Annotated in this window: 18 protein-coding genes; 2 read left to right on the top strand and 16 right to left on the bottom strand. The window is 68.9% G+C overall.

The window, feature by feature from the left end; translation table 11 throughout:
- Positions 1-27: 27 nt before the first annotated feature.
- The 11 genes from recQ to can form a co-directional block, all read right to left on the bottom strand.
- Positions 28-1,869 (bottom strand): DNA helicase RecQ, encoded by a 1,842-nt coding sequence (recQ, locus tag HYU53_19115; GenBank protein ID MBI2223306.1) that lies wholly within the window; start codon positions 1,867-1,869, stop codon positions 28-30.
- Complete coding sequence (locus HYU53_19110) at positions 1,866-3,038, bottom strand: TCR/Tet family MFS transporter (protein ID MBI2223305.1); 1,173 nt, start codon at positions 3,036-3,038, stop codon at positions 1,866-1,868. Before HYU53_19110 ends, recQ begins: the two co-directional genes overlap by 4 nt.
- A gap of 99 nt (positions 3,039-3,137) precedes the next feature.
- Positions 3,138-3,662 (bottom strand): hypothetical protein, encoded by a 525-nt coding sequence (locus HYU53_19105; protein MBI2223304.1) that lies wholly within the window; start codon positions 3,660-3,662, stop codon positions 3,138-3,140.
- On the bottom strand, positions 3,659-4,249 hold the full coding sequence (locus HYU53_19100; GenBank protein MBI2223303.1) for a sigma-70 family RNA polymerase sigma factor: 591 nt from the start codon (positions 4,247-4,249) through the stop codon (positions 3,659-3,661). Before HYU53_19100 ends, HYU53_19105 begins: the two co-directional genes overlap by 4 nt.
- The gene (locus HYU53_19095) at positions 4,249-5,151 is read right to left on the bottom strand and encodes a hypothetical protein (GenBank protein MBI2223302.1); all 903 of its coding nucleotides are present in this window, start codon (positions 5,149-5,151) and stop codon (positions 4,249-4,251) included. Before HYU53_19095 ends, HYU53_19100 begins: the two co-directional genes overlap by 1 nt.
- A gap of 43 nt (positions 5,152-5,194) precedes the next feature.
- The gene (locus HYU53_19090; protein ID MBI2223301.1) at positions 5,195-7,786 is read right to left on the bottom strand and encodes a peptidase M14 family protein; all 2,592 of its coding nucleotides are present in this window, start codon (positions 7,784-7,786) and stop codon (positions 5,195-5,197) included.
- A 157-nt stretch (positions 7,787-7,943) separates the two neighbouring features.
- Positions 7,944-10,250 carry an MtrB/PioB family outer membrane beta-barrel protein gene (locus HYU53_19085; GenBank protein ID MBI2223300.1) on the bottom strand — a complete coding sequence of 769 codons (2,307 nt, stop codon included), beginning with the start codon at positions 10,248-10,250 and terminating at the stop codon, positions 7,944-7,946.
- Positions 10,251-10,261: 11 nt separating this feature from the next.
- On the bottom strand, positions 10,262-11,227 hold the full coding sequence (locus HYU53_19080; GenBank protein ID MBI2223299.1) for a DmsE family decaheme c-type cytochrome: 966 nt from the start codon (positions 11,225-11,227) through the stop codon (positions 10,262-10,264).
- A gap of 185 nt (positions 11,228-11,412) precedes the next feature.
- Positions 11,413-12,399 (bottom strand): M28 family peptidase, encoded by a 987-nt coding sequence (locus HYU53_19075; protein ID MBI2223298.1) that lies wholly within the window; start codon positions 12,397-12,399, stop codon positions 11,413-11,415.
- Positions 12,396-12,926: a GNAT family N-acetyltransferase gene (locus HYU53_19070; GenBank protein MBI2223297.1), complete on the bottom strand. Its 531-nt coding sequence runs from the start codon at positions 12,924-12,926 to the stop codon at positions 12,396-12,398. Before HYU53_19070 ends, HYU53_19075 begins: the two co-directional genes overlap by 4 nt.
- On the bottom strand, positions 12,923-13,576 hold the full coding sequence (gene can, locus HYU53_19065; protein ID MBI2223296.1) for a carbonate dehydratase: 654 nt from the start codon (positions 13,574-13,576) through the stop codon (positions 12,923-12,925). The genes HYU53_19070 and can overlap by 4 nt, the downstream gene beginning before the upstream one ends.
- A gap of 50 nt (positions 13,577-13,626) precedes the next feature.
- Here can and HYU53_19060 point away from each other — a divergent pair, with 50 nt between their 5' ends.
- Complete coding sequence (locus HYU53_19060; GenBank protein ID MBI2223295.1) at positions 13,627-14,991, top strand: hypothetical protein; 1,365 nt, start codon at positions 13,627-13,629, stop codon at positions 14,989-14,991.
- A 42-nt stretch (positions 14,992-15,033) separates the two neighbouring features.
- Complete coding sequence (locus HYU53_19055) at positions 15,034-17,523, top strand: ABC transporter permease (GenBank protein ID MBI2223294.1); 2,490 nt, start codon at positions 15,034-15,036, stop codon at positions 17,521-17,523.
- Between the two features lie 2 nt (positions 17,524-17,525).
- Here HYU53_19055 and HYU53_19050 read toward each other — a convergent pair whose 3' ends face one another.
- From HYU53_19050 to HYU53_19030, 5 genes are all read right to left on the bottom strand, one after another.
- Positions 17,526-18,011 carry a hypothetical protein gene (locus HYU53_19050; GenBank protein ID MBI2223293.1) on the bottom strand — a complete coding sequence of 162 codons (486 nt, stop codon included), beginning with the start codon at positions 18,009-18,011 and terminating at the stop codon, positions 17,526-17,528.
- A gap of 230 nt (positions 18,012-18,241) precedes the next feature.
- The gene (locus HYU53_19045; GenBank protein ID MBI2223292.1) at positions 18,242-19,987 is read right to left on the bottom strand and encodes a beta-lactamase family protein; all 1,746 of its coding nucleotides are present in this window, start codon (positions 19,985-19,987) and stop codon (positions 18,242-18,244) included.
- A gap of 23 nt (positions 19,988-20,010) precedes the next feature.
- Positions 20,011-20,652, bottom strand: coding sequence for a hemolysin III family protein (locus HYU53_19040; GenBank protein ID MBI2223291.1), 642 nt, complete (start codon positions 20,650-20,652; stop codon positions 20,011-20,013).
- Between the two features lie 31 nt (positions 20,653-20,683).
- Positions 20,684-21,226 carry a hypothetical protein gene (locus HYU53_19035; protein ID MBI2223290.1) on the bottom strand — a complete coding sequence of 181 codons (543 nt, stop codon included), beginning with the start codon at positions 21,224-21,226 and terminating at the stop codon, positions 20,684-20,686.
- Positions 21,223-21,750 carry a hypothetical protein gene (locus HYU53_19030; protein ID MBI2223289.1) on the bottom strand — a complete coding sequence of 176 codons (528 nt, stop codon included), beginning with the start codon at positions 21,748-21,750 and terminating at the stop codon, positions 21,223-21,225. Before HYU53_19030 ends, HYU53_19035 begins: the two co-directional genes overlap by 4 nt.
- Positions 21,751-21,918: the final 168 nt, after the last annotated feature.

Below are 21,918 nucleotides of genomic sequence, written 5' to 3'. Positions count from 1 at the left end.
CGCTTCGATATCAGTTGTGGGACGGACCTATCGGGTCTGCCCGCGCGAGCCTGAAGGCTCGCGCCACGCCCGGATCGCGCGCAGGAACATCTCTCCGAGCTCCTCCGCCTTGCGCGCGCCGATGCCGTACACGCCGTACAGCTCGTCGATCGTGCGCGGCTTCAACCGCGCCATCTCGCGCAGCGTCGTGTCGTGGAAGATGACGTAGGGGGGCACGCCGCGGGCGCGCGCGACCTCGAGCCGCAGGGCGCGCAGGCGGTCGAACAGCTCGCGGTCCACGTCCTGCCACGACTCCGCCTCGGGGCGTGAACGCCGCGCCGGCTTGTCCTTCGACGGGCGGCGCTGCCGCGCGAGCTTCAGGTCCGGCCGGGCAGCGGGATCCTTCAAGAGCGCGACGCCATCGGGCGTCAGCACGAGCACCGGCATGGCCTCGTCTGTCTGCCGCAGCAGCCCCGCCGCGACGAGCTGCTCGATGTAGCCGCGCACCTCCGCGATGGGCGCGTCGCTCAGCAGGCCGAACGTGCTCAGCTGGTGGTGGCGTCGCGCGCTGACCTGCTCGCTTTCGCTTCCGCACAGGACGTTGGCGACATGCGCGGCGCCGAAACGCTGTCCCACCCGCGCGACGCACGACAACACCTTTCTGGCGACGATCGGCGCGTCGGCCGCCGGCTCCAGCTCGCCGAGGCAGAAGTCGCAGGCATCGCATCCGTCGCGCTGATAGCGTTCGCCGAAATAGCCCACGAGATGCCTGTGGCGGCAGCCGACCCCGGACGCGTAGCGTTCCATGTCGCGGAGCAGCCGTCGGCGCGCATCCGTCAGCTCTCCCGCGCGGTCCAGCATGGTGCGCCAGCGGATGGTGTCGGCGATCGAATAGATCAGCACGCACTCGGCCTCGAGGCCGTCCCGGCCGGCGCGGCCGGACTCCTGCTGGTAGTGTTCCAGCGACTGCGGCGCCCCCGCGTGGACCACGAATCTCACGTCGGAGCGATCGATCCCCATCCCGAACGCCACGGTCGCCACGATGAGGTCGACCTCCTCGTTGATGAACGCGTCCTGGTTCGCGTGGCGCTCCCCGTCGGGCAGTCCCGCGTGATACGGACGCGCTCGAATGCCGGAGTCGGCCAGCCAGGCGGCCAGCGCGTCCACCTCGCGCCGCGAGGTGCAGTAGACGATCCCCGCCTCCCCCTTGTGGCGTCCGAGGATCTCGAGCAGCTGTCGTTTCAGCGTGGCGCGCGGCAGCACGCGATAGATCAGGTTCGGCCGATCGAAGCCGCCCACCAGCTCCACCGGATCGTGCAGCCCGAGCTGCGTCACGATGTCGCGCCGCACGCGCGCGGTCGCCGTCGCGGTGAACGCATGGAGGCTGGCGTCCGGCCAGATCTCGCGCAGGCGCCCGAGCTGCCGGTACTCCGGCCTGAAGTCGTGTCCCCACTGGCTGATGCAGTGCGCTTCGTCGATGGCGATGAATCCGACGAGGTCCGGAACGATCGCGCGGAACGTCTCGCTGCCCTCGCCAACGAGCCGCTCGGGCGAGACGTACAGCAGTCGATACCGGCCGCCGCGCAGCCCCGCGATGACCGACGACTTCTCTTCCGTCGTGAGCGAGCTGTTGAAGCAGGCTGCGGGCACGCCGTTCCCGACGAGCGTGTCCACCTGGTCTTTCATCAACGAGATGAGCGGCGAGATGACGACGCCCAGGCCCGGGCGGACGAGCGCGGGCGCCTGGAAGCACAGCGACTTCCCGCCGCCGGTTGGCAGCACGACGACCGAGTCGCGTCCCTCGAGGATGGCCTCCATCGCTTCGCGCTGGAGCGGGCGGAACGACGAGTAGCCCCAGTAGCGCGCCAGGACGTCGTGCAGGCCGGTCACGGCCCGCTCCGCGTGACGACCCACGCAATGGCGGCCGCGATGATCATGAACCCGGCCGCGAGCAGGAACGGCGCGCCGGGGAGCGCGTGGATGAACGCCGCGAAGATCACGGTGAACAGCGCCGGGCCGACCATGCCGGTCATGCCCATGACGCTGCTGTTGGCACCGGACAGCTGTCCCTGTTCCGACGGGCTGACGCGCCTGGTCATCAGCCCCTGCGCCGACGGCCCGTAGAGACCCATCATCGAGAAGATCGGCGTCACGGCCGCGAACCACCACCCGGTGGGCGCGAGCCCGTACGCGGCGAAGCCGCAGGCGCCGAACAACAACCCTGTGAGCAGCGCGCGCCGCTCGCCAAGCCGCGCGACGAGCGGCTTCACCAGGCCTCCCTGCACGATCACGCTCAGCCCGCCGATCAGCGCGAGCATCAGGCCCATCGTGCGCTCCTCCCAGCCGTACCGAAAGCCGGCATACAGGACGAACACGCTCTGGAGCACCTGGTGCGAGAGGTAGTAGAGAAAATTCACCGAGGCGAGCCCGAGCAGCTCGGGATGCGAGCGCAGCAGCCGCAGCGCGCCGAGCGGATTCGCGCGGGTCCACGAGAAGGGGCGGCGCTTCTCGGCGGGCAGCGACTCGGGCAGGATGAGCGCGCCGTAGCTGGCGTTGACGAGCGTGAGCGCCGCGGCGCCCCAGAACGGGTACCGCGGATCGTAGCTGCCGAGCACGCCGCCCACCGCGGGCCCGAGCACGAACCCGACGCCGAACGCCGCGCCGAGCACGCCGTAGCTGGCGGCGCGTCTTTCCGGCGGCGTCACGTCGGCGATATACGCGCTCGCCGTCGTGAAACTGGCGCCGGTGACCCCCGAGATCAGCCGTCCGAGGAACAGCCAGCCGAGCGACGGCGCCAGCGCCATGAAGACGTAGTCGATCCCCAGCCCGAAGTTCGACAGGAGGATCACCGGGCGGCGGCCGAACCGATCCGACAGGGATCCCAGCACGGGCGAGAAAAAGAACTGCATCAGCGCCCAGATCGTGCCGAACAGCCCGTAGATCTCCGCCGCCCGCGCGGTATTGCCGCCGAGAAAATCCTCCACCAGCCGCGGCAGCACGGGGATGATGATGCCGAAGGCGAGCACGTCGAGGACGACGGTGACGAAGATGAAGGCGATGGCCGCCCGGCGCGGCGCGGATCCGATGCGTGGCTCCAAACGGCTACGATAGCAAATCCCGCCGGAGTCGGGTGCAGGCGAACTGAACTGCTGCGGAAATCAACGGTCGTCGGTGAGCGCGAGGTACAGGGCGACGGGGGCGAGAACCAGCCACGCGGCGGCGGCGAGCTGCACGCCGCGATTGGCAAGCGCGGCAAGCGCGGCTTCCCCGGCGGCGCGCGCGTCGATGGCAGGCAGCGCGATCGCAGACACCCACGACCGCGCGCCCACGACCCACGCCCACACGGCTGGCGCGACGGCCATCAGGCCCATCACGAGCGCGGCGCACGCGAAGGCCAGCGCCACCTGCGGCGCAAGGCTGAGCGGCCGCGCCGCAGCGCGCGCCGCGTCCTCGCGCGCGCGCAGCTGCGCGCGCCACCACACGAGGCCGGCCGGCGGAAGCGGCAGCCGGTCGCGCTCCGCGTTGGAGTCTTCCAGCAGCACGCCCGCAACATCCACGAGATCGGCGCATACGGGACACGCGGCGACGTGCCGCCGCAATGCCTCGTCACAGCGGGCCGGCCACCGGCGCGACGCGACCGCGTCGAGAACGTCCTGCTCCCACGAGCACTCGTGGACGCTCATCGCCCGATCTCCCTGGCGCCGGGGGCGCCCGCACGCAGCAGGCTGGCCAGCCTGCGCCGCGCGCGGAACAGCAGCGGCTTGATGCTCGCCGGCCGCAGTCCCAGCGCGCCGGCGATCTCGCGATGCGACCATCCCTGCCCGTACGCCAGCCACAACAGCCCGCGTTCCCGTGGCTTGAGCCGTCCCATCGCCCGGCCGACGTCGGCCCGTGTTTCGGCGTGCGGTGCCGTGCGGTCGCCGGCGGAAGCGAGATCCTCGACGGCACCGGTCGCACCGGCGACCGGATCCGCGCGCCGGCGCCGCCGGCGGTCGCGCGCCACGTTGGTGGCAATCGTGAACAGCGAGTTCCGCCGGTGCTCCTCGCTTTCATACCGCGTTCGGCCGCGCAGGAACCGGTAGTAGGTCTCCTGGAGCAGGTCGTCGGCCTCCCGCGGATCGGCCACGCGCGCGAGGTACGACCGCAGCGGGCGCGCCGTGCGGTCGTAAAAACCGCGGAAGGTATCCTCGTCCATTTCCAGCGCGACGTGGTCCTCCGCGTCCGCCGCCCGGGCGCGCAGGCGTTCGATGTCGGCAAGCGTGAGGGTCATCAGACGTCAGCGGGCCCCTGCGCGGGGCGCCCGAACAACGGCTCGAACAAACCCATGCGGCGTGAGATGGCGTAGGCCACCACGGCGGAGAACACAAACCCGAGACCCAGCGCCAGCGCGAGCACGCCGAAGACCCACAGCGCCCCACCAATCTCGGGAATGACGCGGGTGCTCACAAACAGCAGCCCCAGACCGCCCAGCGCGAGCACGACACCCGCCTGCACCGACCAGAGGATTCTCGAAACGGGTGCGGCGAGCGGCCGCGACGGCCCGTCAGCCAGCATGGGACCGGACTCCAGGAAGCGCCGCCCCGCCGGCGTCTCGATGTACGCCAGCAGGTCCTGGTTCGTCGCGAAGCGATCGAGGATCTTGGTGTGTGTCTCGGCCTGGAGCCGCGACAACCGCGACCAGCGCCGCCAGTCGATCAGGGTCTTGACCAGCCAGATCAACGACCCGGTCACCGTGAGGAAAATGGCGAAGACGCCCACCCCTTCGAACGTGTTGCGCCACATGGCGATCGTCGCCGTTTTCGCGTCCTCCGGCTGCCACGATCCGTCTGCCCCCTCCACGACCGAAAGGAAATAGCCGGGGTTGTGGATCACCTCTGGATGCGCCGCCAGAAACGAGGCGAGCGCCGGATACGCCGACAGATACCCCGGGTTGCTCAGCAGCGACGGATCCATCTTGAACACCCGGCCGATCGCGGGCGGATACCGCTCGAGGATCGCGTCGAGCTGCTGCCGCGTCTCACGGGCGTCCCGATCGTCGGGGAACGGCGCCGCGGGGGCCGGTTGCGCGGCTGGGCGCTGGGGCTGGCCTGCCGTCTCCTGCCGGGCCCCCACCACGCCACCCACGATCAACATCACCAACGCGATCGCCGCGAGTCTCCGTGCCAGTCGCATATGAGTGCTCCTGCTTGATGAATACGCAGGAGCGCCCGAAAGGTTAACGCGCCCTCAGCAGGGCGTTGAACACCAGCTTGAACGTGCCGTGGGTCTGCGCGCGGTGTTGCGGCCTGAACCCGGCCAGAACGACGCGGCCCGCGCCGTGCGCGACCGACACCATGGCGGCTTTTTTGGCGATGATCGGCCCTCCGAGCAGCCAGCCGCTTTGCAGGATGTCGCGGTCCGCATAGGTGGCGATGACCTCCACCTGCTCGTTGCGCTCGGTCGGCGCGATCTCGTAGACCTGGCTGCCGGCGAGAAACGTCACGAGCCCCTGCGTGGGCATGCCGAAGGCCAGCGGGTTGCGCGTGTTGAACGTCACGCGAAGCGTCGATCCGGGGCACCAGAACTCCGTCGTCTTCCGCCCCGCCACTACGTTGCGGAGCGGCAGGCCGAAGCGGTCGATCGGAAGCGCGCCTGCCTCGCCGAAGGTCAGCAGCGTGCCCCCCTTCTGCACGAACGCCTTCAGCGCGTCCACCCCTTCGCGGCCGAAGCCGGACCGGTACTCCGGCGGGATGTTCTGCTCGCCGCCGCCGGACCCGCCGCGGCCCGCGGCCGCGCCTTCCGGACGCTCACCCGTCATGGCCGCGACGGAATCTGCGGGCAGAACGACGACGTCGAACCTCGACTCGAGTCCGCCAGCCTTGACGTCCTTGTCAGACAGCGACGTGTACGCGAAGCCCCACTGCTCGAGGAGGAATCGCGTCCATCCCTCGTCCATGTTGCCGCCGCCGTAACGCTGGTACATCCCGATACGCGCGCGCGTGATCTCGTGCGCCTGCTTGACGTCGGTCCTGAGGGGCGCGAAGTCGACACCACTGGCTTTCGCGGCGTCTGCAAGCGCCGGCTCGGGCGCCGATGCGACGAGGAAGTCTCCGGCCTTCACGCGGCCGTCCGGGCTGTCCTCGGCGGCGCGGCGGACCGCGACGTTCTTGTCGAGCAGAACATTCACCGCGCGGAAGCTGTCGTTCTGGCGCCCGTCGAGCACGAACCCGGCGGCGCCCTTCGCGATCGAGCCCGCGGCCGCAATCTCGGCTACCTTCACGAGATCGGCGTTCACCGCGTGCTCGACCGGCTCGACGGCGACCCCCATGAACTCCGCCATTGTGTCGGTGGACATGTCGTACGGGCGAATCGGGTTGTTCTCGCGGTCGCGCGTGTAGGTGTTATCGGGGTAGAACGTGCGGCCGAGCAGCCACCGCGCGACCCCCATCTTGGGCTGCGCCATCGGCACGACGAACGATCCGGCCCCGAAGACCATGCCGCCGGATCGGAACTCGCCTTTCGACTGCTGGACTTCGATTCCCTGCGTCAGGAGCTTCTGCACGAGCTTCAGCGCCGTCAGCGGATCGTGCTGCGCCGCGGGAATCACGTACGCGGCCGGGTTTCCCTTCGCGCCACGCTCGGTCTGCCGCTTCGCCTTGAGATACGCGTTCCACAGCACGGTTTCGCGGTTGCGCGCCGCCAGGTCGAGCGCCGCCCAGGCCGAGATCTTCTGTTGCTCGACGATGTCGCGGAGCCGCCACCAGCCGCCGGGCCACGGGTTCGGGAACGTCGTCTGTTCCTCGTAGGCCGGCAGCCCGCGCGTGTCGCCGCGCAGCTGGTCGGGATGGATGTAGAGCGGCGTCGCGAGGCGCGCGCTGGCCGACTCGGTGAGCATGCCGGCGATGTTGTGGAACGGCGTGATCCAATGGAACCCGAAATGCCCCCAGCCCGAATAGATGGCGGCGTTCACGATCCCGGGCTTGCTCTGCTCCTCTTCCTTGTAGGCGATGTGCCCGCCGTACCAGCTCATCTCGCGCCAGACGAGCGGATCGGCGGATGGCCGGACCGGCTCGGCGTACGGCGGCACGTACAGCCGCGCGCCGTAGCTGCCCATGTGGTGGTGATCGATGTAGGCCTGCGGGATCCACTCGCGGAACAGGATCTTCGCCATGTACTGCGACTCGATCATGTTCGTCTGGAACGCATCGCGGTTGTTATCGTGCCCCACGTACTTGTGATACAGCCAGGGCAGACTGGAGCCCTCGTACTCGGTGCCGACGTACTTGCGGTACCAGTCGGTGACCATCACCTGGCCGTCAGGGTTGAAGGAGGGCACCATCAGGAAGATGACGTTGTCCAGGATGCGTCGGGTTTCCGGGTCGTCGCGCGCGATCAGGTCGTAGGCGAGTTCGGGCGCCATCTGGCTGCCGCCGACCTCGGTGGCGTGCAGCGACATCGACTGGACGATGACGGCCTTCCCGTCGGCCACAATCTTCCTGATCTCCGTTTCGGGGACGCCGCGCGGATCGCTCAGCTTCGCATTCATCTGCCGGTAGTGTTCGAGCTTCGCCAGGTTCGCCGGCGAGGAAATGAACGCCAGCAGGAAGGGCTGCCCCATCGTTGAGGGGCCCATGTCGACCACGTTCATCCGGCCGCTCTGTTTCTCGAGCGTACGGAAGTACTCGACGATCCGGTCCCAGCGTGCCAGCTTGCGGTCGGCGCCGAGCTGGTGCCCGAAGAACTTCTCGGGCGGCGTCACCTGCGATTGCGCGAGCGGAGAAGAGACGAAGGCGAGCGTGACGAGCCATGACAAGCACACGTTTCGCATCGGGAGCGCTCCGAGGGAAGGTTGTAGGGAGGGTTGTATCAGATTAAGGGGGGTTCCGCCCGCATCAAAAAAAACGGCCGGCCGCCCTTGCGGACGGCCGGCCGTTCCCACGAGAAGCGTCGTTTCGGGGAGGGACGCCTTCGGTGGGTGCGAGCGTTCAGAACATGTACAGGATCCGGAAGAACCCCGTGCTGCCCTTGTACGGGCGGCTCCCGTACCCGAGCGTCAGTTCACCCAAGTAGTCGACGCGCGGCGTGCCCGTCGCGGCGCCGACCGCGTTGACCGGGCCGTAGGTATCGACCGCCGCCCAGTCGTTCACGTCGAACTTCTCGTACCAGTAGCCGATGCCGACGCCGACCTTCTTCGTGAAGAAGTAGTTCAGGTCGGCCGTCAGGCGCTTCCACGTGTTGCTGACCTCGGGCAGCGCCTCGAACTGGTTGATAGACCGGTAGTAGTCAATGCGCGGCCCGCTGTGGACGAACGCGTTGTCCGAGTCCATGTAGTCATAGGTCACGCTCAGGTCGGTGTTCTTGATCGCCTTCACGAGCGTGAGATACAGCTGCACGTTGTTGACGGTCTCGTCGTTGTCGAGCGCCCAGTTGCGGCTCGGGTCGGTCCAGCCGGCATCCGGCGCGGGGTTGGTGTTCCGCGACATCTGCGTCGAGGAGAACTCCTCCCGCCCGTAGTTGAACCCGAGCGCCACCTTGTCCACCGGCATCACGTTGACGCCGACGTTGAAGGCGGTGTTGTCGTTGTTCAGCAGCCCCAGCTGGTGGTTGTCGCCGTTGTACTCGTCCTTGCCGGCGGCGAACGACGCGGTGAAGTCCACCTTGGCCACCGGCGTGAAGACGAACAGCACCGTGCCGCGGTTCCGATCGCGCTCCGCATCGTCGTAGAGGCGGGCGATCGGCTGCGTGCCGCTGTCCTCGAAGAACTCGAGGCCGAAGCTGTCCCCCCTGCGGGTGGTGAACTCGTACTGGCCGCGCACCATCACGTACTGGTTGCCGATCGTGTCGACCGACACCCGGAGCGTGTTGTCCGTGAGCGTTTCGAAGCCGCGGTGGTTGTGCTCCATCGCGTCACGCGCGTAGCCCACGCGGAACGCGGTGTAGCGCACGAGGTTGAACGTCGCCGTCGCATCGAACTGGTTGTGCGTGATGTCGTACGGCTCGATCTCGCCGCCGGTCTCCTCCGGCACCGCGTCGAAGCGCACGTACTCCGTCGCGTCGAAGGCCGGCGTCCGGTTGTCGCGGTCGTTGTAGCGGTACCGCGCGTTGAGCCCGACGTACCGGTTCGGGCGCGAGTTGAACGAGAACTGCGCGTTGATGCCGCGCACTTCCGCTTCCGCCGTCGGGCGCTCGAGCGACTGGAGCCCGTGGAAGTTCGCCAGGACCGCCGGCGAGTTGATCACGCTGTTAATCGTCCACGGAATCAGCTCCTCGTCCTGCTTCGACGTGCTGTAGGCGAAGGTGCCGGTGAACGTGCTGCGATACGGGAGCTTGTACATCCCGGTCGCGCTGATCACGTTCATGTTGTTGCTCGGCGCCAGCGACATCTGGCCGCGGCCGGGGCCGTTGCCGTTGCTGTAGCCGCTGGGATCGTAGAACGGCGCCACGCCGCGGTTGTAATCGGTCGCGCGGTTCGGGTTGTCCCAGACCAGCGTCTGGATGTCGTTGTTGAACCACGACGCGCCCCACGCCAGCCGCAGCATGCCCTGCTGGCTGGCCCACTCGACGCCCGCCGAGAAGTCGTTCGTCCGGTTGTCGAGCGGCAGCGGAAGCTCCGCGGCGTTGTTGAATGCGAACGCGGCGCCCCACGGCTGGTAGCCGTCCTTCTTCGCCGTCTGGAAGGCGAAGTCCACCGAGACGTCGGACGTCGCGTTGAGGCTCGCCATGAAGCCGGCCGTCTCACGCTTCGACGTCAGCTCGAAGACGCGGGACAGCCCCTGGTAGGTGGATCCGGCCGCCACCTGCGCGGCGCTGATCGGCACGCCGATGTACCCCGGCGCCCGGTTCTGGATGGCCGTGCGGGTGGCCGTGTCGAGCGTCAGCGTGTTGCCCGAGATGCTCCACGGGGACGGGTTGTTGTAGCCGTAGTTGAGCGGCGTGCCGTCGAAGAAGAACGCCACCTTCGCGCGGCCGCCGTGGTAGTCGGCGAAGTACTCCTGGTCGTCGTACCCGATGTTCCGGGCGCCGGCGTTGAACAGGTACGAGTCGCCTTCACGCGCGATGCTCACGCGGGTGAACGCGCCGTCCTGCAGATCGCGGAACCGCTCGTACTGCGCGATGTTGCCCGAGCTCATGTCGGGGCGGAACCCGAAGTCAATCGTCCCGGTCCAGGGCATCGCCGCCGGACCGGTGGCCGGCGTGGTGTCGGCCGGCGTGGGCGCCTGCTGCTGCGCGAACACGAGGTTCGCGGAGGCCAGCAACAGCGCCGCAGTCACTGTCGTCAATCTGTTGCGCATGCAAACCTCCTCTAGCGCAGGAACGCTTTGCCCGACGGCGCGTTCGAGCCGTGGACGAGCTGGTGGCAGGACACGCACGACCGCCCGAAGATCTTGTTGGCGTTCGTGGAGTTCTTCAGCAGGTAGCCTTCGTACACCGTGGGAGGATGCCGCGCGGTCACGTGGCAGCGCTGGCAGAGGAACGGCATCTTCGCCGAGAGCATCCGGTCGTTGTTCGACCCGTGCGGATCGTGGCAGTTGACACAGCCGTCCGCAACCGGGGCGTGCTCCCACAGCGTCGGCCCGCGCTTCTCGGCGTGGCAGCTCGTGCAGCTCTCGTTGACCGTGGTGCCCGTCTTGAGCAGCCGCATGTTGGCGGTGCCGTGCGGGTTGTGGCACGACGAGCAGGACAGCTTGCCTTCGCGAACCGGCATGTGGCTCGCCCGGTTCATCTTGTTCACGACGTTACGATGGCAGCTCGCGCACAGCTCCTGCTCGCTGGCGGCCTTGATCTGCGACGGCCCCTTCGACGCGTGCACGCTGTGGCAGGTCAGGCAGCCGACGTTGCGCTGATCGTGCTGGCTGCCGGCCCACAGGGCGTGCGTCGTCTTCGTGTGGCAGGTCGTGCAGGTCTCGCTCGCTTCGCTCGCGCTGAGCGCCTGCGGGCGGATGATCTTGGTCTTGTCGCCTTCGCCTTCCACGTGCGCCTTGCCGGCGCCGTGGCAGCTCTCGCAGCCGTGGTTGGCCGCGGGGGTCTTGGCGTTCGTCCTCAGGCCGTGAGCGGTGCCGGTGTATTCCTTCCCCTCGTGACACGTCAGACAGGTTTCCTCTCCGACGAAGTCCTCGGGGCTCTGGGCAACGGCCGCCTTGAGAGCCTTGGCCGCCGGCGCTGCCGGCTTCTTCGCGGCGGTCGCGCGGGCCGCCCCGATCACGCCGACGAGTGCGATCAGCATCGCCATCGCCAGCGCCGCTCTCGTGAAATAGCGGGGTGAGTGCATATGAGGTCGCTCCTGCATGAAAAGGGAGCGAAGTGAAGGTGTGCTCCCCGCGCAGTATCAAGCGAACCCCGTACCGCGCCGCCGCCGCGCGCGCCGCGGCACGTCCGCTGAAAAAAGCCCCGGTTTTGTTACGGATTCCCGCAAGCGACCGCAGAAATTTCTTGCGCGACTCGACGGGATTCCGTCTACGGCCGCTTCGACTGCCGCTCCTTCGGCGAACGCGCGTGCGCCGAATCGATGCGTGATGAAGAATTCAACGGGATCCCGGCGGCGGGGCGATCCAGCTCCTCGAGTGCCGCCGCGATCGTCTCCACCGCGTTCGCGTAGAACTCGCGCGAGATCGTACCGAAATCATCGCTGGCCTTGTGGTGGTGGGCCACGTCCTCGACCCCGAAGTACACGAAGGGGATGCCGAGCTGGTGGAACGCGTAGTGGTCCGACCCGCGGGTCCAATCCTCGACGCGCGGAGCGCCCGGACCGTCGTGCCCGAAAACCAACCGCACCGCGGCGCGGCGCGCCACGCGCTGGAGAGCTGGCTTGAGGTGCGGATGGTGGAAGGTGCCCGCCGCGTAGAGCGTGTTCCCGGGATCGCGCGCGATCATGTCGAGGTTCACGTTGGCCACGATCGCGTCCCGGCTGACGGGCGGCGCGTCGAGGAGGGCGCGCGCCCCGGCCAGGCCGGCCTCTTCCGCGTCGAGCGCGGCGAAGATGAACGTGTGCGCCGGCGGGTGTGCTGTCAGAGAGGACGCCAGCGCGAAGAGCGCCGCGGTACCCGAGGCGTTGTCGTTCGCGCCGTTGAACACCACGCCGTTGCGCACGCCGAGGTGGTCGTAGTGCGCGGTGACCACGAAAGCGAGACCGGGACGAATGCGTCCGCGCACCACGCCGATGACGTTCGTTCCGCGCTGGCGCGCCGGCGTCCCCCCGGGTCGTGCCGCGAACGTGAACGCCTGCTCGTAGGCGCCGCCCACGGGCTCGAGGCCGGACTCGCCGAACCGGCGGACGATGTAGGCGCGCGCGCGGTCGTGGCCGGCAGTGCCGGGCCTGCGCCCTTCCATCTCGTCGCTTGCCAGCAGCTCGAGATCCCGCAGGAGCGCGGTGGCGTCGATCCCCGGCGCAGCGGCCAGCGACAGCGACATGGCCGCGGCGCACAGCAGCCGGCTGTTCATCACAAGGCTCTCGCGTAGCAGAAGACGTCCTGCGGATCGCCGGACGCAAGATTGGGAAACTCGTGCGCCCCCGGCCGCGCCGCTTCGCGTGCGAAGCCGCATTTCTCGAGCACGTGCCACGACGGCCGGTGCGCCGTGTGACAGAGCGCGTACAGCCGCGTGACGCCGAGGTCGCGCGCGAGACCCACCATCGCGCGCAGCGCTTCGGTGGCGTAGCCGCGTCCCCACGCGTCTTTCGCCAGCACGTAACCGGTCATCGCGCGGTCGGCGCGCTCGAACGCGAGCCCCGTGCCGCCGAGAAGCCGTGACGTGCCGCGATCGACAATGACGTAGGGCCCGGCGGGCCACCGCGCCCACTCGGCGTCGCTGAAGGCCAGAAAGGCCCGCGTGTCCTCAAGCGAGCGATGTCGCGGCCATCCGAGATATCGCGTCGCGTCGGGATCGGACGCGTAACGCTCGAACATCGCCGCCACGTCCGACGCGGCGGGGCGCCGCAGCAGCAGCCGATCGGTCTCGATCGAGGCGGTCACCGTCGCTCCGCACCGAAATGCTCGATGGCCTCCTCGTAGGCGGCGGCAAGTTCGGCCGGGCTGGAGGCCGACACCTGCAGATCGCGCAACAGGCCGTCCTGCAGGGCGTAGATCCAGCCGTGTACGTGGAGGCGCTGGCCGCGGTGCCACGCGTCCTGCACGACGGTCGTCTCGCCGACATGGCGGACCTGCTCGATCACGTTCAACTCGCAGAGCCGGTCCGCGCGCGCCCACGCGGGCGCCGCGGCGATCCGCGCGCGGTGGCGCTCCTGCACCTCCCGCACGTGTCGAAGCCAGTTGTCGATCAACCCCAGCCGCGCGCCGGACAACGCCGCCCCCACGCCCCCGCAGCCGTAGTGGCCACAGACGATCACGTGGCTGACCTCGAGCACCTCTACCGCGTACTGCAGCACGGACAGGCAGTTCAGGTCCGTGTGCACCACCAGGTTGGCGACGTTGCGATGCACGAACAGCTCGCCCGGCATGAGGCCGACAATCTCGTTCGCCGGGACACGGCTGTCCGAGCAGCCGATCCAGAGGTAGTCGGGCGCCTGCTGCTGGGCCAGCCTGGCGAAAAACTCCGGCTGGCCGAACCGCTGCTTCGACGCCCACTGGCGGTTGTTCTCGAAGAGATGGGGTAACGACTGCACGACGCGGGATCATATCAGGCCCTTCGGGTAAGATTGATGCCCGGCGCCGCGTGCATTCCCTGCTCCCTGTCATCTTCGTCACCGCGCTTCTGACGATCGGCGCAGCCCCATCCATCCAGCCGGCGCGTCCCGACTGCCGCGAGTGGCAGGCGTGCCGCGACCTCGCGCTCCAGGCGCACGCGCGCGCCGACGAGGAAACGTTTCACGACCTTGCCTGGCGTGCCGTGCAGACGCGGGGTCGCCGCGATCCGGATCTGTGGCTGCTGCTGGCGCGAGCGCAGAGCGTCAGCGGCCGCCCGCACGACGCGCTCGTCACGCTGCAGCGTCTCGCCACCGAACTCGGGGTCGCGCACGACATCTCGGCAGACGACGATTTCCGGCGCGTGCGCGCGCTGCCCGCATGGCCCGAGGCGGAGGCCGCGATCCGCGGCCTGGAGAACACGCCGGCGCCCGGCCCACCCGGCGCGCCATCCGCGCGTCCACGGAAGGAAACGCCGTCTCCCGCTCCCGCCGTGACCGTCCCTCCGGCCGAGCCCGCCTCTCCCGCGGCGACGGTTTCTCCCGTGGCTGCGAGCGCGACGGCGATCGCACGCGTCGAGGAAGTCGCGCGGTTTGCCGCACCACGGCTCGCGCCGGGCGGCCTCGCGTACGATGCGGTGTCCCGCCGCTTCGTGATCGGCAACTTTCCCGAGCGAAAGCTCACCGTCGTGGCCGAGGGCAGCAACCGTGCGGCGACGTTGTCGGGCGATGCCGCGCGGTTCCTCGGCGTGCGGGCTCTCGCGATCGATCGCCGCAGCGGCGATCTCTGGGTCGTCAGCGCCTCGCCGGACGACCCGCGGTCCGAACTGCACAAGGTGCAGCTGATCTCCGGCCGGGTGCTTCGCGTGCTCGCGCCGCCGCCGGACCTCGGCCCCACCCGCTTCGTGGACGTGGCCGTCACCTACCCGCACGGCGTGCTCGTGCTCGATGCCGAGGGGCCGCGGCTCCTGCGTTCGTCCAGGAAAGGCGATTCGCTCGCGCGCGCCCTGGATCTGCCCCCGGGTCGGGTCACGAGCCTCGCGGCCGCCGACCAGGGACGCGCCGTCTATGTCGCCTATGAGGATCGGTTGGTGCGAATCGACCTCGCGTCCCGCTCCACGGCGCGGGTCGTCCCGGTGAACGGGACCGAGCTCGGCGGTTTCGCCCGCATCCGCTTCCATCGAGGCACCATCGCCGGCGCTCAACACGAGGCGGGTGGAGGGACCTCGGTGCGACAGCTCCGTTTCAGCCGCACCGGCATCACCGTGACGAGTTCCGAACTCCTGGACCGCGTCAACGCCAACGGTTCGGTTCCGCTCGATCTGCTGGGCGGCGAGCTGTACTACCTCGTGCCGGGCGTCCCTGATGCGGTCATTCGTCGCATCCGCCTGAAATAGGAGGCAACTTCCGGACGGCTTCCTTCGTCAGATCGCAGTGACATGCACCTGAAGCTCGCGTTCCGCCGGCTGTGGAAGACCCCCTTCGTGACGATCGTCGCCATCGTCTCGCTGGCCCTCGGCATCGGAGCCACGGCGGCGATCTTCTCGCTGTTCAACGAGATGCTGCTCCGGCCGCTCCCCGTGCCGGAGCCCTATCGTCTCGTGAACCTCGAGGCGCCCGGGCCGAAGCCGGGCTCGCAGTCGTGCAACAACGCGGGCAACTGCGATGTCGTCTTCAGCTATCCGATGTTCCGGGACCTGCAGAATGCGCAGACCGTCTTCACCAACATTGCGGCGCACCGGGCGTTCGGCGCGAATCTCGCGTCGCGAGGCCAGACGCTGAGCGGTGAGGGCATGCTGGTCTCCGGCAGCTACTTCCAGGTCCTCGGCGTCCGCCCCGCGCTCGGCCGGCTGATCAACTCGCAGGACGATCGCACCCTCGGCCAGTCGCCTGTCGTCGTCCTCGGCTATGGCTACTGGCAGACACGCTTCGCGGGGAATCCCGGGGTGCTCGGCGAGCAGATGGTGATCAACGGCCAGAGCATGACGATTGTCGGCGTGACCCCGCAGGGCTTCGAGGGCACGACGATCGGCACGCGCCCGCAGGTGTACGTCCCGATCACGATGCGCGGCCTGATGACCCCGGGGTTCAACGGGTTCCATCGCCGCAACACGTACTGGGCATACCTGTTCGCGCGCCTGCGGCCGGGCGTCTCGATCGAACAGGCGCGCGCCGCGCTGAACACGCACTACCGCGCGATCATCAACGACGTTGAAGCGCCGCTGCAGCGCGGCATGAGCGACCAGACGATGGAGCGCTTCCGCGCCAGGCAGGTCCGCGTGGAAGAAGGCGCGCGGGGCCAGAGCTCGGTCGGCCGCGAGGCCAGGGCGCCGCTCACGATGCTGCTCGGGGTCACGGCGCTGGTGCTGCTGATCGCCTGCGCGAACATCGCGAATCTGCTGCTGGCGCGTTCCGCGGCGCGCGCCGGGGAGATGGCGGTGCGGCTCTCGATCGGCGCGAGCCGCCGGCATCTGGCCGCTCAGCTGATGACCGAATCGGTGCTGCTGGCGATCCTCGGGGGCGCAGCCGGCCTTGTCGTCGCGCGCTGGACGCTGGACTTGATCGCGTCGCTCCTGCCGGCCGAGGCCGCGACCGCGCTCCAGTTCCGCATCGATACGACCGTTCTGCTCTTCGCGGCGGCCGTCACGATCGGCACCGGGGTGCTTTTTGGACTCTTTCCCGCGCTCCACGCCACCCGCCACGATCTGCTCTCGGTCCTCAAGGGCCAGACCGGACAGCCTTCCGGCGCGCGGGGCGCGGCGCGCTTCCGGACGTCGCTCGCGACGACGCAGATCGCGCTCTCGATGGCGCTGCTCGTCGGCGCCGGATTGTTCACCAGGAGCCTCGTCAACGTGAGCCGGACGGAGCTGGGCATCACGATCGACAATCTCGTCACGTTTGGCGTCTCGCCGGAGTTGAACGGCTACACGCCGGAGCGCTCGAAGATCCTCTTCGAGCGGCTCGAGGAACGGCTGGCCGCCGTGCCCGGTGTCACGGCGGTTTCCAGCTCGCTCGTCCCCGCGCTTGCCGGCAGCAACTGGGGGAGCGACGTGTCAGTCCAGGGCTTCAAGGCCGGACCCGACACGGACACCAACTCGCGCTTCAACGAGATCGGCCCGGACTACTTCCGCACGATGGGCATCCCGCTCCTTCTGGGCCGTGAGTTCACCCGGGCCGACGCGCTCAAGGGGCCGAAGGTCGCGATTGTCAACGAGGCGTTCGCGAAGAAGTTCAACCTCGGACGCGAGGCGGTCGGCAAGCGCATCGGCCGCCGTAATTCAGCGCTCGACACGGAAATCATCGGGCTCGTCCAGAACGCGAAGTACAGCGAAGTGAAGGGAGACATCCCGCCGCTGTTCTTCTCGCCGTACCGCCAGGACGATTCGATCGGCCAGCTCGCGTTCTACGTGAGGACGTCACTCGATCCCGAGGAGTTCCTCGCACACATCCCGAAGGTCGTCGCCGAGCTCGATCCGAATCTGCCCGTCGAAAACCTGCGGACGATGCCGCAGCAGGTGAGGGACAACGTATTTCTCGATCGGCTCATCACCACGCTGTCCACCGCGTTCGCGTGCCTGGCGACACTTCTGGCTGCCGTGGGGCTCTATGGCGTCCTGGCCTACACGGTGGCGCAGCGCACGCGCGAGATCGGTCTGCGCATGGCGCTCGGCGCCGCGCCCGCGCGCGTGCGCGGCATGGTGCTGCGCCAGGTTGCGCTGATGACGCTTGTCGGCGGCGCCATCGGCCTGACCGGCGCGTTGTGGCTGGGCCCGATGGCCGAGTCGCAGCTGTATCAGCTCAAGGGACGCGACCCCGTGGTGTTCGTGGGGGCTGCGGCGGTGCTCGGGATCATTGCGCTCGTGGCAGGGTTCGTGCCCGCGCATCGTGCGTCGCGGGTCGAGCCGATGTGGGCGTTGCGTTACGAGTAACGCTATTTCAACGATCCGACCGATGTGACGGCGCCCGAGAAGGTGGCCGTCGAGTCGAACCCGAACGCGGCGGGGCGCGCGACGATGTGGAACTCGTAGCCGCCGGTCGCGCCAAGGAACCGGCCCGTGCCGGTGGTGATGACCGCGCTCAGCGTCGCCTCGAGGTTGCCATCGGCGTTCGGCACGAACTGTCCTGTGAAGAGCGCCGTCAGCGTGTCGCCGTTCGCGGCCGTGAAGATCTGCTGCCCTGCGACGACGAGGGTGTCGATGAACGTGAAGTGCGGGGAAACCATCGTGAAGCGCCCCAGGTGCGTCGCTTGCCCGCTGCCGCTCGATATCACCAACACGACACCGGGCCCGACGGGGGTTGCGCTGTCGGTCTGACCGGACCAGACGCCGCGGAACGGAACCTCGTCGGCCGCCGCCGCGGATCCCGCGAAGAGCACAACGCATACGACGAGGGCAGTCATCGCGCGGGCAATGGACATATCGCTCCTCCTCTGGCGCGGCGTGTGAGGGCGCCGATTGTAGCACGCCTGGGAGCGGCCGTCTGTAGGTGGAAAGAGGGCCGGCCCGCCAAGGCCGGCCCGTGTGGAATTGGCGACTGGCGCCCGACCGTGAGCCGATCGACCACGCGCTTCACACGCGCATCGATTGAAACGGCGCATGGTGGAAGCGGACGTCGGGCATCACCTGTGCCCGCGGGGTGCCGAAGAGCTCAGGGGACGCACGCGCCCCCGGCGGGCACGAGCGTCAGGCTCGTCAGTCTGCCGCGATTGTCGAGCGTGGCGCGCGCGATGAGATCGCCGCGCTCGCAGTTGAGGCGGACCGCGCTCTGGCGAACGCCATCGCCGCCGACCTCCTCACCGATGCGGCAGGCGCCCCACGCTGCGGCGTCCGCGGCGATGCGCGGTGCCGCGCTCTCGAGCGCCGCCCTCATCGCCGGCCCTGGCGGCAGGATCGAGGTCACGCCGAGAAACTGGACGCGAGGCGGCTCGGTGGGCGCCAGGGTGATCGACACGTCGATCCGCCCGCGATCGCACGTCATGCGCCACGCGCCACGAAGCGCGTTTTCCGCGTCGATCGCCGCCTCAGCCCTGCACGTGCCATGAACCCCCGCCAGCTCGCGGGAGCGCGCGGCGCGACGCGCAGCGGTCTCGTCAAGGAACAGGTTGTCAGCCGCGACGCGCTCGGCCAGGCGATCATCCCAGCTCACGATCAGCTGCGAGACATCGGCCTTCGCCTGGAGCAGCGCGGCCGAAGGCTGAACGGGTCTCGGCTGCAGCGCGCCCGCGGCCGCCATCGCCGCGAGCGCCGCGTTGAAGACCCCGCTCCAACCCGCGTACGTCACGTTGGCCATGCCGATCAGGCCCACGCCGTGCTCGGGCAGCCACATCATCAGCGACCCGTATCCCGGCAGCCCGCCGCCGTGACTGACGACGTGGCGGAAGCGGCAGGTCTGCGAGATACGAAGACCGTAGCCGTAGGCGGCGGCGTTCAGTTCGAGCGGGCGATCGACGGCCGCGCGCGTGGCTCGCACCGGCTGCCACCGCGCCGCCTGGTGCATCTCGCGCACGCTGCTGCGTTTCACCGGGCCGGCCTCGTCGCTGTCGCGCGGCGGCCAGGCGTCCAGGTGAAAGGCGACGTACCGCGCGAGGTCGCGCGTGGACGTCCATAACCCGCCCATCGCCCCGAACGTGCCGTGCGCCAGTGCAGGCTCCGGCTTCCACGTGTCGTCTTCCCAGCGGTAGCCGCGCGCGATGCGCTCGGCGGGAAGACTCGCCCCCTCGAACGTGCTGTCCCGCATGCCGAGCGGCCGCAGAACCTCCTCGGTCACGTAGCGATCGTACGGCCGCTTCGAGACCCGCTCCACGATCTGTCCAAGGATCGCGAACCCGTAATTCGAGTACTCGTAGGCCGTGCCTGGTACCGTCGAAAACGGAATCCCCGCGCCCATCCACGAAGACATCGTCGGCTGATCGCGCGCGAGCTGCCGATCGCCCCACGGATTGTCCTCGGGAAATCCCTCCGAGTGCGTGAGCAGATGGCGGATCGTCAGCTTCGGCGAATCCCGCGTCGGATACTTCAGGCCTTCCAGCTCCGGCACGTGGCGCGCGACCGCATCGTCCAGCGAGAGCTTGCCCTGGTCTCTCAGCTTCAGGATCGCGAGCGCCGTGAAGCTCTTCGTCATTGACGCGATGCGGAACAGCGTGTCGGGCGTCACGGCCGCCCGGCCGGTCACGTCGGCCACGCCCGACGCGTTGATCCACACGAGCTCTCCGTCCATCACGATGCCCATTGCGGCGCCCGGCGCGTGCACGCCCTCAGCCCAGGTGGTGAGCGCCCGCTCGATCTCCGGAAGCGCCGCGGCGAGCTTCTGGCGGCGCTCGGCGTCCTGCGCGCGTGCAGGCGCCGCCGAGCACAACAGAACCGCCGCGATCGCCACGGTGACGCGACCGATCATGTTCGACCCCTTTTGTGAAATCGCTACGTGGAGTACCAGAGGACCGCACAATAATGGCAGGCCGTCCCGGCCAGGACGAAGAGGTGCCAGACCAGGTGCGCGTAGCGCAGGCGCTCCGCCGCATAGAACGCCACGCCGCCCGTGTACGCCAGGCCGCCGGCCACGAGCCACACCCAGCCGGACACCGGCATCAACGCCCAGAGGGGACGGATGGCGACGATCACGATCCAGCCGAGCGCGATGTAGAGGACGGTCGAGAAGCGGGGATAGCGGAAGCCGCCGACCGCCTTGAGGATCACTCCGGCGATTGCGACAGTCCAGACGATCCCGAACAGCGTCCACCCCCAGGGCCCGCGGAGGATCCCGAACGTGAATGGCGTGTAGGTGCCGGCGATCAGCAGGTAGATCGCACCGTGGTCGACAATTCTGAACACGCGCTTCGCACGGTTCGGCGGCAGCGCGTGGTACAGCGTGGACGCCAGATACAGCAGCACCACGGTGGCCGCGAACACGCTGACCCCCGCCATCGAGAGGGCGCCTCTGCCGGCCGCCGACACGATCAGCACGGGGGTCGCCGCGAGCGCCACCAGCAATCCCACTCCGTGGCTCACCGCGTTGGCGATTTCTTCGCCCAGGATGTACGTGTCGGCGGTATCGGTCCTCATGAAGGCGCTCGGGATCGTAGCACGAGCGGGCTCACGAACCGGCGAAGTACCCGGGCCTCGCCTTGATGGAGACGCCGCCCTTCCTCACGCGCACGTCGAGTCGGTGCCATCCGTCTCGTGCGACGCCGCGCGGTGAGTAGCTGACGAGGTAACGGTGCCGGAACTCCTCGAGCGCGGCGACAAACGTCGCGCCGACGTCCTTCATGGACTCGACCTGCAGCAGGTCTCCTCCGGTCGCGTCACTGAGGTCGTCGAGGAATTCCGGGCGGGCCGGCCCGCGCACGGAGACGCCGTAGACCACGCCATCGGTGCGGCGCGCGGTCCTGAGCACATCGGCGGCGGTCAACCAGCTTGACGTGTCGATGCCGTCGCTGAAGACAATGACGAGTGCCCGCCCCACGTCGGATTCGCCGAGCAGGAGCGCCGCATAGCTGGCGTCCACGAGGGCCGTGTATCCGCTCCCGGTCGCGGCATCGAGGGCCGACCGCACGCGCGCGAGGTCGCGCGTCAGGCCGGAACGGATGGCGACGACATGCCCGAAGGTGACGAGCGCGGCCTGGTCGTCTGGCCTCAATCCATCGAGGGCGCAAATCGCGGACCGGACGACCGCCCCGCGTGACGAGCACGTCCACGCGCACAGCGTCGACGCGCGAGGAAAACACCGCGGCCTGCCGAGGCGCCGTGAGCCCTGTCAGGCAGGCGAGTACGAGAGCGGTTGCGATGGAGTTCACGGCGGGGCCGGCAGATGTCGGGATCGTCACCCAGGACCTGCTGCGCGCGGGCAAGGTGAGGGCTGGCGATCCCCAGCAGCGCGTGCAGCTCGAGGTACGCCGCGACAGCCACATACCATCGCCGGACCACGTCGTCCTTGGACGGATTTGGCTTCACCTCGCCGAGCAGCGTCCGCGCAAATGCCCAGTGCCCGGTGACGGTCTCGGCGTCGCGACGCTCGCCGTCGAGCGCGAGCGTGACCGAGGTGTAGGCCGAGCCCGGACCGAGGAAGAGACAAGCCCGCGACGGTGCGAGCAGGGCGATGTCGGTGTGCAGGAGCGCGCCGCGCAGGATCAGCGCGAGCGAGAGGACCCCACGGAACGGCACGACATCCTCTCAGTCGCGATGCTCCGCCGGGCTCAGGGTTTCAGCGCCCTCCAGGCGTCCGGCGAGCTGGCCGGGATCGTGGATCAGCACCGGCAAATGCTGCGCGCAGATGCGCGCGCGCTTGCCTCTGAATTCGAACGTCATGAGGGGGACGTCGTCCGATCGCCG

Source organism: Acidobacteriota bacterium (assembly GCA_016184105.1).
GTDB lineage: Bacteria > Acidobacteriota > Vicinamibacteria > Vicinamibacterales > 2-12-FULL-66-21 > JACPDI01.
This window is presented reverse-complemented; position numbering and strand designations above follow the sequence as displayed.

What these genes read in the sequence shown, in the direction of transcription:
- HYU53_19090 (MBI2223301.1), bottom strand. Translation starts at nt 7,786, where the DNA reads ATGCGAAACGTGTGCTTGTCATGGCTCGTCACGCTCGCCTTCGTCTCT.
- HYU53_19085 (MBI2223300.1), bottom strand. Translation starts at nt 10,250, where the DNA reads ATGCGCAACAGATTGACGACAGTGACTGCGGCGCTGTTGCTGGCCTCC.
- HYU53_19050 (MBI2223293.1), bottom strand. Translation starts at nt 18,011, where the DNA reads ATGTCCATTGCCCGCGCGATGACTGCCCTCGTCGTATGCGTTGTGCTC.
- HYU53_19105 (MBI2223304.1), bottom strand. Translation starts at nt 3,662, where the DNA reads ATGAGCGTCCACGAGTGCTCGTGGGAGCAGGACGTTCTCGACGCGGTC.
- HYU53_19055 (MBI2223294.1), top strand. Translation starts at nt 15,034, where the DNA reads ATGCACCTGAAGCTCGCGTTCCGCCGGCTGTGGAAGACCCCCTTCGTG.
- HYU53_19040 (MBI2223291.1), bottom strand. Translation starts at nt 20,652, where the DNA reads ATGAGGACCGATACCGCCGACACGTACATCCTGGGCGAAGAAATCGCC.
- HYU53_19045 (MBI2223292.1), bottom strand. Translation starts at nt 19,987, where the DNA reads ATGATCGGTCGCGTCACCGTGGCGATCGCGGCGGTTCTGTTGTGCTCG.
- HYU53_19080 (MBI2223299.1), bottom strand. Translation starts at nt 11,227, where the DNA reads ATGCACTCACCCCGCTATTTCACGAGAGCGGCGCTGGCGATGGCGATG.
- HYU53_19100 (MBI2223303.1), bottom strand. Translation starts at nt 4,249, where the DNA reads ATGACCCTCACGCTTGCCGACATCGAACGCCTGCGCGCCCGGGCGGCG.
- HYU53_19095 (MBI2223302.1), bottom strand. Translation starts at nt 5,151, where the DNA reads ATGCGACTGGCACGGAGACTCGCGGCGATCGCGTTGGTGATGTTGATC.